Source organism: Lysobacter sp. CCNWLW3 (assembly GCF_036697405.1).
Lineage (GTDB): Bacteria > Pseudomonadota > Gammaproteobacteria > Xanthomonadales > Xanthomonadaceae > Lysobacter.
This window is the reverse complement of the sequence record NZ_JBAHWA010000008.1, coordinates 73768-84581: the sequence shown is the minus strand read 5'-3', so window position 1 is coordinate 84581 and position 10814 is coordinate 73768. Positions and strand designations below refer to the sequence as shown.

Annotated in this window: 7 protein-coding genes and 1 tRNA gene; 5 read left to right on the top strand and 3 right to left on the bottom strand. The window is 58.8% G+C overall.

Annotated elements, in window-relative coordinates; genetic code table 11:
* Positions 1–59: 59 nt before the first annotated feature.
* The 4 genes from V1318_RS14165 to V1318_RS14150 all read left to right on the top strand — a co-directional run bounded on the left by V1318_RS14165 (position 60) and on the right by V1318_RS14150 (position 2409).
* A complete protein-coding gene (locus V1318_RS14165; RefSeq protein ID WP_332940353.1) occupies positions 60–551 on the top strand; it encodes a hypothetical protein in 492 nt (163 codons plus the stop codon).
* Positions 552–892: 341 nt separating this feature from the next.
* Positions 893–995 (top strand) — tRNA-Ile (locus tag V1318_RS14160).
* A 207-nt stretch (positions 996–1202) separates the two neighbouring features.
* Entirely contained in the window at positions 1203–1730 is a 528-nt protein-coding gene (locus tag V1318_RS14155; protein ID WP_332940351.1) for a hypothetical protein, read from the top strand.
* 241 nt (positions 1731–1971) lie between these two features.
* A complete protein-coding gene (locus V1318_RS14150; protein ID WP_332940349.1) occupies positions 1972–2409 on the top strand; it encodes a hypothetical protein in 438 nt (145 codons plus the stop codon).
* Between the two features lie 325 nt (positions 2410–2734).
* On the opposite strand, the gene V1318_RS14145 is transcribed toward V1318_RS14150, so the two are convergent.
* From V1318_RS14145 to V1318_RS14135, 3 genes are all read right to left on the bottom strand, one after another.
* Complete coding sequence (locus V1318_RS14145) at positions 2735–3904, bottom strand: hypothetical protein (RefSeq protein ID WP_332940348.1); 1170 nt, start codon at positions 3902–3904, stop codon at positions 2735–2737.
* A gap of 69 nt (positions 3905–3973) precedes the next feature.
* Positions 3974–8641 (bottom strand): hypothetical protein, encoded by a 4668-nt coding sequence (locus V1318_RS14140; RefSeq protein WP_332940347.1) that lies wholly within the window; start codon positions 8639–8641, stop codon positions 3974–3976.
* Positions 8642–8744: 103 nt separating this feature from the next.
* Positions 8745–9503: a hypothetical protein gene (locus V1318_RS14135; protein WP_332940346.1), complete on the bottom strand. Its 759-nt coding sequence runs from the start codon at positions 9501–9503 to the stop codon at positions 8745–8747.
* 373 nt (positions 9504–9876) lie between these two features.
* On the opposite strand from V1318_RS14135, the gene V1318_RS14130 reads away from it, so the two are divergent.
* The gene (locus V1318_RS14130) at positions 9877–10716 is read left to right on the top strand and encodes a hypothetical protein (RefSeq protein WP_332940345.1); all 840 of its coding nucleotides are present in this window, start codon (positions 9877–9879) and stop codon (positions 10714–10716) included.
* Positions 10717–10814: the final 98 nt, after the last annotated feature.

The following is a 10814-nucleotide window of genomic DNA, read 5'->3' as shown; positions in this document are numbered from 1 at the left end:
TGACACAGACAACTGCTTAGTTGTTTCGGGCTGAAGTCGCCCCATGCTCGATTGAGGCGGTGCTCGGCCCGGCGTGGGACAAGCCCCAGAAATCGGATAAAGCGATCATCGGTGGTCCGGTAAAGACACAATCCGGCGTTCTGCTGCCGGATATAGGTACTTCTTATCCGAGCTATCTATCTATGCGACACATGTCCAACGCGCACTTCCATCAGGCCGAAGTCACGCAAGTGAACCGGTGGGATCACGGCCCGCTCGAACTCGTCTTCTTGGCCGAGCCGATTGATGGGCGACCTGAATGGGATGCGCATATCCACGAATGGAACTCAACGCAACGTGCTGGATTCCTTCGGTCTGGGAAAGCTATGGAGGGACTCAAGGCATCGATTCCGGGCCTTGAGGAGCGCCGCAACCCCAACATGATCCTGGTTCCCACATACGCGGAGACCTCTGAATTAGACGTCATGCTCGCGGGCTTACTCCCCGATAGTCGGCGAATTAGCGCGCTCAAGGCTAAGCTCGCGCACCTACTCCAATTGAGCTACAAGTAACGAGCAATCGACTTTCCTATAGACCATCGTGGTCGCCTCGCGCGTGCCAGGCGGCGCCAAGATCAACTTCGCAGTGGAACTGCAAACGAGGGCTTCGTTGACTTGTCATCATTTGGCGTGATTTGAGCGCTGCGCAATCTGGCGGCTCGTTTTATGCAGCGTGCATAAAGGAAAGTTGTCTTGGCTCGATACTTTCGTCTAGCTTGCCTTCTCCCTGCAGCCAGGGTGTCGCAGTCCGCTCGCGCTTGCTGGATCGCTTGCGTGTCGTTAACGTAGGCGCTCATGACCCACCCCTACTACCTCGACTCCCGAATATTGGCGTGATCGCACGAATCGATCACGCCCCTGTGGCTCATGTTGGTCAGAGCGCCGGCCTTATACTCCGGTGAGAGCACGCGCCAGATAAGCGCGTCCACGTCGGTTCGATTCCGACCAGGGGCACCATCGTCCGTGACCCACGCAAGGTGCCGTCGTGGAGCGGGGCGAGTACGTCGTCGCCACGGATAGGAAAAACGCGGTCCGAGCTGCTCGCGACAGTGCCTCTCGAACGATTGAGCTCGATGCACCGGTACGATCCCGTCGACGAGGCGCTAGAATTCGCCCGTTGATCGTAGAGCCGCGACACCGATGAGTGCATCGCCAGGAGCAGCGATGAAGCACGCCGACTTTTCTATTGGGACCGAATTTGAAACCTGCACCGGCCAACACTGGCGCTGCACCGATATCGGTCAGCGTTCTATTGTGGCGATCGAGTTGCGACCTGAGCTGGACGCGCCATGGTTCCGCGGTCCGCCCTATTCGGTACCGGAAGTAATCTTCGACGAACAGGCCATCGCAGCCGCGTTCCAAAGTCACGAGGACGCCATTCGAGATGCGCTGGCAGAGGCCGATCGCGGCCTGCATCCAGGCTACCCCCATGTGGTCGTCCACACGATGATGAGGGCGCGGCGGTCCGAAGACACTCGTCACTATCCACGGCCCCGACTGCTCCGCATCGATCGCGTTGATGCCCACGGCGAAATCCATCATCCCTACGCTGCGGAATTGACGAGTGGGGCTTGGTGTATCCTTCTCTACGCGCCGTTTACTCAGGCGTTTAGCGTCCTATCGGAAGCGGACTTTGTCCGCATGCGGCCTGCCACGTCCCGGGACTTCGAGGTGCGCAAGCAGGCGGGCTGATACGTTCGCTGGCATGGCGATCGCACTGCGTACTCGACCGCCCAGATCAGGAGGATAGTGATGCTCGCAAGAGGAATACTGGTCGCCTAGATGCATGCCAACTAGCTAGCGCATCGAGTACCGGCGTGATCGCAACGATCACGCCCCGTAGTTCAATGGTTAGAGCAGCGGATTTTATATCCGTAGCTCCAGATAAGCGGCCGGTGTCGGCTCGAGTCCGACCAGGGGTATCACTATAGTCATGGCATTCCTAGTCACGATTGAAGCGGCCGGCGACCATTTGGTGGCCAAGTTCACCGATGGTCGTGAGCTTAGGACCGGTACCGTCGCCACGATGGCTGTCCAGCTACGCGAAGCTGGTATCAAAGCTGACCAGATCCGAATGCCCGATTGGCGCGAGGGCGATATTGCCCCGCACACGGAGGAGAAGATCGAAATCTTCTATCGGCTGTGTCATTGGGACGATGGGGAGGGGGTCCGATTGACGCTCGTTTCCTTCGGTGAATCCGAGCATCGGTCGCTACTGAAGGGCGCGAGTAGTTCATTAGCACTGGGTTCTCGTTTCTGCGCACTCATGCGATTGTGGCGTTACGAGTGTCGCGCGCCTGCTAACGCAGGCTTCGGTTACTTACGGCTTAAAGCGCCTCGCTTTCTGGCCCACTCAAGGGGTATGGTGTAACGGAAATTATCGAGTGGAATCCGTCGTGAAGGTTCGTTGCTACGCGGGCAAGTAGATCCAAGAGTCGGTGTGCGTTTTCTGGGGTCTCGAGAATGAGCTGTTTCAGTTTTACAGACGTATCGTCACTCTCACGAATGTAAACATCATCGGCTTCTGTCGAGAGCAGATAACACCGTCAGCCGCTCTCTTTGTCGATAAGATATTTTATTGGTGAGAGTTTTCTGAGGGCGGCGCTCTTCGTTTGCCGGGAAGACCGGTCAATTGCTGGCGTGGCTAAAGGCCGATGTGCCGTGCACTGCTCGAGGCTCTCTACCTACAAGAGCCCCTAACCCTCGATCAGATGGCTATCGCCGTGCTTCTGCGCGAACTGTCGCATGGCATCTGAAACCGGCCCTTCGATCTCAAAATCACCGAACTTTTTCCTAAAGAACGCCCAGCGGCGATCTAAGTGCCCGCGCCGACGTTCGTCGGGGCATATCCATATCCATTGAAGCCCCCAGCGCCGCGATGCATCCTCCTGTTCGTGCAGAAAAAAAGCGCAAGCGCCAACAATTGCCCCGTTGGTGTCTGTGAATAGATAGCCGCATACGTTGGGGTCGTCATTCCCACGCAATGACTGCCACTGCACGAAGTCGTAGTGGAATTCGCGGCGGAACGCTCGCGCTCGCAAATAAATCTCTCGATGCTTCCAGCGCGAAGAGTGCTTTGTTACCAATTCAGGGTCCTGCTCAGTCGACAACGCTCGAAGCATTTTTGGGAGTGGTTGTGGACGCAAATAGTGCATCCGCTCCTTATGCTCTTTCCGGTGTCGGGCGCTGGAATCCGGATCTCTGCGTAAATAACGATCACCACACTCCGAGCAAACAATCTCAAATGGTTCTGGCTGGGCGCGATACTTAGGGCCGCGAACCACGAGCTCAATGGGATTGTCGTCTTGGTCGAACCATAGTTCGGTCTTGTAGCCGGTTGCAGAGACCCATGTTTTGCGCCCGACTCGTGGCTTATATCGTTCATCACGAGCAACTACAACGGCGGGGGCTCCCTTCCAGCGACGTCGGTTAAACCAAAGGATGTCTAGCTCCGCGGAAGTGATAAGTGATTTGCCACGAATAGCGGGAAGTAAGCCATCAACTAAGGTGGACGGATCAGTGCTGAACCCTAGGCGTTCAAGCTGGATTAGCAGCTGAGCGAGATCTGCCGCGCCCAGCGCGTCAAACATGGCCACAGAGTTGGCACGTACCTTCGGCACGGTGCCGACTGAGTAGAATGGGAGTTCGAACAAGCTGGCGAGTGCAACCGCGTCGCCGGCGCCGTGGCTGCTTAGGCGATGATCCAGCGCTAGGAGTAAGTCTTCCGCGTCTGCTCGGTAGATCCATCCTTCAGTCAGGACGCGCGCCATCATCTTTCGCGCCATCAAGCTTTCTCTGGTCTGCGCGGGTTCTTGTAGGGCAGACACGAGCACGTTAAAAAAGTCTAGTTCGGCCTTATGTGCCATTGTTCCCTGGCGTCCGTCAGTAGTTGTGAGAATCAGTACATGGAGCTTGTGCCTGGAGTTCGCGGCCGGCTACGCACGCCGATTACGAGGTCGCGAGGCCGGCGAGCGTTTCCCATCTTCCCTGGCGGGTTTGCGAGCTGCGCTGGCACGTTTTCTTTGGGCTGCGGTAATCGCCTTCTTTGCCGGCTTCACCGCCTTCGCGGTAGCCTTTTGTTCATTGGGTTTTGCTACTGATTCTTCTGCCGCCTTCTTCGTGATCTTCTTTGCGGCCTTCTTGCTGGACTTCTTCGCGGTTGTCTTTCCAGTCTTCTTAGCCGGCTTCTTGGTCGCGGTTCGTCCTTTCGGCTTGGAGCGCAAGGTGAGATCGATCCCTATGACGTGCACCGCGTGGACGTGTGGAAAGTTCTGCGCGACCTTCGCCCAATGTGCAAGCAGTCCTTCCGAGAGCGCCTCGACCGACCTGACGCGGCTGCCGTCGGGCAGGTCCCAGTAGAGGCGATCGCCTTGATGCATCAGGAGAAAGATGCCGCGGCTGGACCGTTGATCCCGAAGGTAGTCGTTGCAAAGCTGGTTCTCGAGCCGCTCGGCCAACTGTGCCCCTGTCCAGAGATTGGCCAGCTTCAATTCGACGGGCACTGGGTTGTCGAAATTCATTCCAAGAAAGCGGACGTCGGTGCGCTTCTTGTCCGCGAATTCTTCCTCCTGCGCGATCTGGTAACGCCCCAGTCCTCGGGTCTTGCACCAATCAGCGACGACATTTCTGACCGCGGTTTCCTCGGGTGCGAGCAGCACCGCTGCGATGCTGGTTTCGCCGTGCTCGAGAGAGTGCTTGAGATCGAGAAGACGATCGATCGCTAGATCGTACAACTCCTGGGGAGTGCGCGGTGTGCGCTCCAAACTCTGCTGGAACTCGCGCACTTGACTGCCCAGCCAGCCGGGACGGTCTGCATCGGCGGCGGCTCGTGCCCGCGCCAGCCGTGCGGCCCAGTCGCGACCGCGCTTGGAGGGATGCTCGCTGGCGACTCGTTGGAGCGCAAAGTATGCGTCCTGGCCAGGCGTGTCGCGCAACGGAGCGAGCAGCGCGTCGCGCGCCTCTTGGGCATCGTCGCGCAGGACGGGACTGTAGACGCCTTTGCCAGCCCGCTGCAGATCTTCGTCTTCGACAATGTACTGATGCATTAGCAGGAACAGCGTCGTCAGATGAGGGACGGTGTGGTAAGCCTCGCGCGAGACACGGCGCTTACGATGCCCACCGGCGAGCGAGGTAAGGCAATGCATAGCAAACTCGACCTGCTGTGCCTTGTCGGGGAGAGACGCAAGACGGGCCGCCAGCGCCGGCAGCGCTTGCTCGGGCTCCACGCCGATCCAGGCCCCAAACCAGATTGCGGCGAGCTCACCTTCCATGCTTGTGGTGTATTTCCTCGCGCGTGCTGCGATTTCCGCATCAGCCACATCCGACCCGGCTAGAATGATCAGGATCTGGCGCAAGTGCGTCGCGCTTGGCACTGGCGAGTTTAGGCGCTTAAGCAACTCGCGCGCGAGACGAGGCCACAACCAATTACCGACGCCGCTGACGTCACTCAGCATGTAGTGGCTGGGACTGTCGATCGCGACCGCTGCGCCAAGTTCGTAGTCGATTTCGGCCAGTACGACCCGCAGCACCGGTTCCGGGTGGGCTGCGAAGAGCTGCGGCAGCCACGGCGGGAAGCCGTTCAGTTCGTGTGCCGCATAACGCGTAGCCAAGTCGGCCTCGTCCGGCGTCAAGCGCATTGCCCAGTCGCGCGACTCGCGCGACTCAAGCAGCAGACCGGTCAAGCCAAACACGGTGGTCCCCGGTGTGCTGTTAGCCTCTGCCCCATTTGAAAGCAGTTTTGGCGTGTTTGTTCGCCAGAAAGCAATCGCGCCATCGCGAAACGCTGTGGCGACGTCGTTGCCGAACTCGGGAATCAGCGATCGCCACTTGCCATCAGTCCAGCGTGACGAGTTCTTGTCGAACTCGCGCATCCGTGTAGATAAGTAGTGCTGACTATTGCGAATGCCGCCACCTGTAGGAGGTGTTCGCAAAGTGTCAACGTTCGCCTTCAGATACTCGCGCCACTCTTTCCGATTAGCGTCGAGCTTAGCGGCCTTGCGTGCAGAGCGTTCCTTCCACCGCGCCTCTTGCCGTCGCCACTTCTTAATCTCCTCGGATTGAGGGCCGAACATGACCGCCAGCGCGGCCTCGAGTTCAAGCACGCCCTTGACGCGACGGCGCAAGCGCTGGCGCCAGTGGGGCAGGCGGCCATTGTCCCGATATAGGATGAAAGCTGCGGACAAGGCAACCTGACGATCTTCCAGCAGGGGCCGATCGCCGATTTCCCCTTCGATGAAGTCAAAGTCATCAGTGGTCAGACTCCAGTAATGCCCGAAGATACCAACTGCCCAGAAGTTAACCAACGCTTCACCCGACTTCTTTAGCCGGCGCGCACGAGTGCCTTCCACGTCCGCCCAGAACAGAGCGCGATTGATCGCTGCCCAGGCCCTCACGTGTTCCGCCAGGCGCGCACTGTCTTCGCGGTCGCCGCTGTCGCCCAACCGCACCGCGGCTGGAATCCGTAGTAGCAAGGCCATCGCCGGTGCTTGCAATGTGACGGGGTCCTTGGCCTGCACGAGTCGATCCAGTGCGGCGATGGCCGCGCCCGTCAACCAGCTGTACGACAGGCGTCCCCGACCATCGTCGTCGTCGGGGTCCACAGCTGGCGTCATCAATGTCTGGAGGCCTTCGACGAGTTGCGGAAGTAGCTCGGACGGCATACTGGCGACGTAAGCCTCCACAGCGTCAGGTAACGGGTCGATGCTGTGGCGCTGCCTAGGTTTTGCGCCAACGCAGGCCTCCAGCAACCAAGTGACGCCGGCAGCATCGTAAGGCAGCGTCTCGATGGCCTCGGCAACCAACTCACGGTCGGGTGGCGTGGTGCCGCTTAATAAGGCCGTTCGGACTGACGCTAGATCGACGTCCGTGCCAAGCACCGCGATCGCGCGCAGGGCGATCAGACGCACATTGAAGTCGGCCGCGCCACTGGCGATTTGCTTGGCTTCGTCGAGAGCCCCAGCAATCTCACCCTGCCAGACCATGAGAATCAGGAAATAGACGACATCGTCGTTGTCGCGATGGGCGGCCAGCAGCGCCTTAATGTGATCGGCAAGATCCGGCGCCGCGAACCGCTGAACGGCTTGGAAATCGGTCAGGGAACTGCGTCCAGGGTTGCTCGCCAGCTGGGTGCACGCCTTGCTGAGCAAGTCGCGGCGCATGTCGAGGGGAAGTCGACTCGGATCGCCGCCTTCAAACATGACCTCGGGCGCCACGCGGCGAACCCGTGCCAGTATGTCGGGGTCGTGCAAGGCGAGCCACGGCAAGACGCCACGCATCGCCGGCACGACAACCTCTTGACCGTATTGAACTCGAAAAAGTAGTGCTTCGATTCGGGCTCGGGAGGCATGGTCGACGAGGCGGCTCTGCAGCCACTCCGCGGTCAAGAACTCACGGGCTTTCTGCACGTACAGGCGAACGGCACCGAACTGGCTGGCTACAAATAGCGGCCGCATCAGCAGCGTGCGAATATCCTTTTCCGACCAATCGAGGAGGTCGCCGGGTTCGACGCCGCGCAGCTCGACGGGGGCATCCCGCTGGCGAATCTCCGGCGCCTGCATCAGCATGTTTGCCACAGCGAGAGTGCGTGCTGCCTGGCGCAGTTGATCACGGGTCAGCGTGGTCGCTTCCGCTCGGTCCGGGTCGACTTCGGCTAGGCGACGGGTGATGGTGGCTTCCGTGAGTTCAAATTGATCGCCGATCTTACCGTTAGCATTCCAGTAGTCGACCAAGCCTTCCAGATCGAGTGGACGAGCGGTCTCAGATTGCGCTTGTTTGCGTTCGACTGCCCTCATGAAGCCGGGTGCATCGGCGACCTTCTTGGCGCGCACGAAAGTCTCGATCTGCTTGTCGTTTAATGTGTCGAAACCAACGATCAGGACCGAGTTCGACTCCACTTCCGGCGCATCGGCTTCCTTTTCTTCCATGGTCTCTTCGGTTGCATAGTCGCCCATTGCTTCGTAATCGTCATCCTCTGTGTCGAGCTCGTCGACCATCCCTTCGTCGGTTTCAAAAGCTTCGTTGTCGCCCCCCGGCGCCGGCGGCTCCTCGCCCTGGGCTTGCGTGACCGCCGGTGTCGATGATTCGTAGGGCAAGTGTTCGCGAATCAGCTCGCGATCCGTGCGCGCTCGCCACGCGGCTTCCCGTCCAGTGATGACGATGTGCACCCGCTGCAAGACGGGCTCGAGTGCGCGACCAACATAGTTGATCGCCCGCTCGAACTCCTTCGGGCTCTTCAGTCGGGCCTCATCGACCGAGTCCAGAAATACCCAACCTTCGTCGCCAGACTTGACCCACTGCAGGAACTGCTCATGGTTCCCAGCGGCCTTGTCGAACGCGCCGGCAAATTCGGCGAGTACGTTTTCGATGCGCAGGAAAAAGGCCATCCGGCCTTCGGCGTGCAAGAGCTTGGCGCGATGTCGAATTTCAAAGGTCTTGCCCGCGCCGCCGCCGGACAGAATCACGACGCGCGGATGGGCGAGCAGATCGGCCCACGTCATCTGGCCACGCCGACCAAACGGTTGCGTCAGGTCGACGTCGTCGTTCTTTGCGCCGGTCGCGACGCTCAGGTGGAAGGTCCGGTCCAGTTCGATGAAGGAATCGCTCACAGTCGCACCTGTCTGCCGTCGCCCCACGGAGATGGTTGAACTAGGGCCGGGCGGGGTGCCGGTTCCCGTGTCCGTGAATCAATACCAAGTTTCTCCCAACCCCTCACGACTTCAGTTGGGGACGGATGAGCCGTATGGTGTCTAGATCCGCGCGGTCTGCCTCGATCTTGTCGATCGCGGCACTCAGCATGCTCTCAAGATATTTAAGCCAGCCATCGAAGAGCTGCTTCAGGAAGTCTGGATCGACAGGGGCGAGTATTGAGCGACGGTTGAGGTTCATCCACACCAGTGCGTCCTTGTCCGTCATGGGGCTGGAGGCCCGCATGTTTACCGTGAAGTAGATGATCGAGTGTATGGAGCTGCACGAATTCCCTATTGCTTTCGCAATCAAGTAACGGGCCGCGTCCGCCTCTAGGCCGAAATTTCCGTCGTTGGCGATGAGCAATAGCCCTTTTGCATTTTCAATTCCAAGCTCCGCTGCGGTGCTGCGGATCTGCTTATTGGCTTCTACGATCCGACGCTGGATCGCTGGGCGAAATATGTCGATGAGTTCACGCTGGCAATGCTCTGGAAGTAGGCGCGAGTTAATTCGGTTTTGTCCATAGGCGAGCCCTATGCTCCCATCCGCCATCCATCGATCAAACTTCTCTTGGATCTTTCGCTGGATTCCTGCATCGTCGGTTGTGTCGGAAACGAGCCGTTTCAGCTCCCCAATAACGCCGACTTGCTGGAATAGGTAGTCTGCGTTCTTGAAGCTGACTCCCGTGCCTAGGGTGTCCTCTAGTACCTCTCCGCCAAAGGCACGAACAAAATCGGCGAATGCATGCTCAATACTGATGGCGGGCAGGAACGCGTCAGGCATGGCGAATAATAATTTGGCTGTTTCAAGTGGCTAGCTCTTGTTGCTAGAGCTCGAACGCAGGTGGTCTGAATGTCGTGCTCAAGGTCAGCGGTCTCACGTTGTTGCTTGCCGCGCGGATAAGGTGCGCGACGCTTGGAGCGGAGCGGGCTCATCGAGCAGGATCGTCCAAAGATGCGAACCCCCAGATGTGTTAGAGAACACAATACAGGGAGTCGGCTAGAGTCGGCCTCTCTAGTCCCGGAGTGCGCTGCCGGCGTCGGCTGCTTTTAGTCAGCAGCCAACGCCGGCAGCGCTCCTCTGGGAATCTCACTGGCTGAGACGGGAGGTCTCCAGCATGCCGATGGCCTCCATTTCCATCGACAGGTTGTAGCCCATGCAGACCGCTCATCCCCTCGAAGATCATCTTTTGGATTCGTCTCAGAGGCTACAGAGATTGCGGGCTTGGTGGGGCGGTATGGCCGGACCGGCGCGTCTGTACTGCGCTGGCTGGGTGTTGGCTGTGGCTGGTGTCGTGGTGATGGCCGTACATGGCGTAGATTTTGTGTCGGACGTGGTGTTCATGACGGGCATGGCGTGCTGCGCCATTGGTTTTGTCGTTGACACCTATCTTTGGGGTGTTCGCCGGCTCAACCCACACCTGATGAAGGTCGTCTCCAGCATCCTGGGCGTGATGGCGGCGACCGCTGCGGCTGGTGGTAGTGCGTGGACGGTTTCCGAGGCAACTAGCCAGGATCCGTCTCACTTCAAGACAACGATCACGTTCCTGACGCCTCTGTCGTTTATGCCGATTTTGGGCTTGGCAGTAATAGTGTGCGGCATTGTCGCGATGCCGCTCTTTCTTTCGCTTGCCGGGACTAAGCTTGCTACACAGAAAGCGGGCGGCGGCGCTTGGATGTTTTTTGCCAGGATGCTTGGCTACCTGTTCCTTCTTCTATTAGCGTCATGGGCTGCATCGAGTTCCTACGGTACTGTGATGCGACCCCTAGCCGCACGTGCAGCCTATAGCCTCGATATGCATCGGGACCCGAGCTGCTCCACAGCAGAAAACGATCGCATCACGCGTATCAACAATGATCTAGTCATTGTTGGTCGCCTGACTAGCGATGGGCCGAAGTTTCTACGGAAAGCTTGCGCATTGGTGGCTCAAGCTGAAGAGCTACCTCCTCCCGAAACGCGGCCGACTCGAAGTGCCGAGGATCGAGGTCAGCACTGATCTGAATATGCCTCTATCTTTCGCGTGCTGCTTCTTCTGTGGTCGGCCTGTTGCGACGATGACCGGTACGTGGCACCCTGCGATCGGGTCTATAGATG

Excerpts from the sequence above, each read along its gene's own strand:
- V1318_RS14155 (WP_332940351.1), top strand. The coding sequence starts at position 1,203 with ATGAAGCACGCCGACTTTTCTATTGGGACCGAATTTGAAACCTGCACC.
- V1318_RS14150 (WP_332940349.1), top strand. The coding sequence starts at position 1,972 with ATGGCATTCCTAGTCACGATTGAAGCGGCCGGCGACCATTTGGTGGCC.
- V1318_RS14145 (WP_332940348.1), bottom strand. The coding sequence starts at position 3,904 with ATGGCACATAAGGCCGAACTAGACTTTTTTAACGTGCTCGTGTCTGCC.
- V1318_RS14135 (WP_332940346.1), bottom strand. The coding sequence starts at position 9,503 with ATGCCTGACGCGTTCCTGCCCGCCATCAGTATTGAGCATGCATTCGCC.
- V1318_RS14130 (WP_332940345.1), top strand. The coding sequence starts at position 9,877 with ATGCAGACCGCTCATCCCCTCGAAGATCATCTTTTGGATTCGTCTCAG.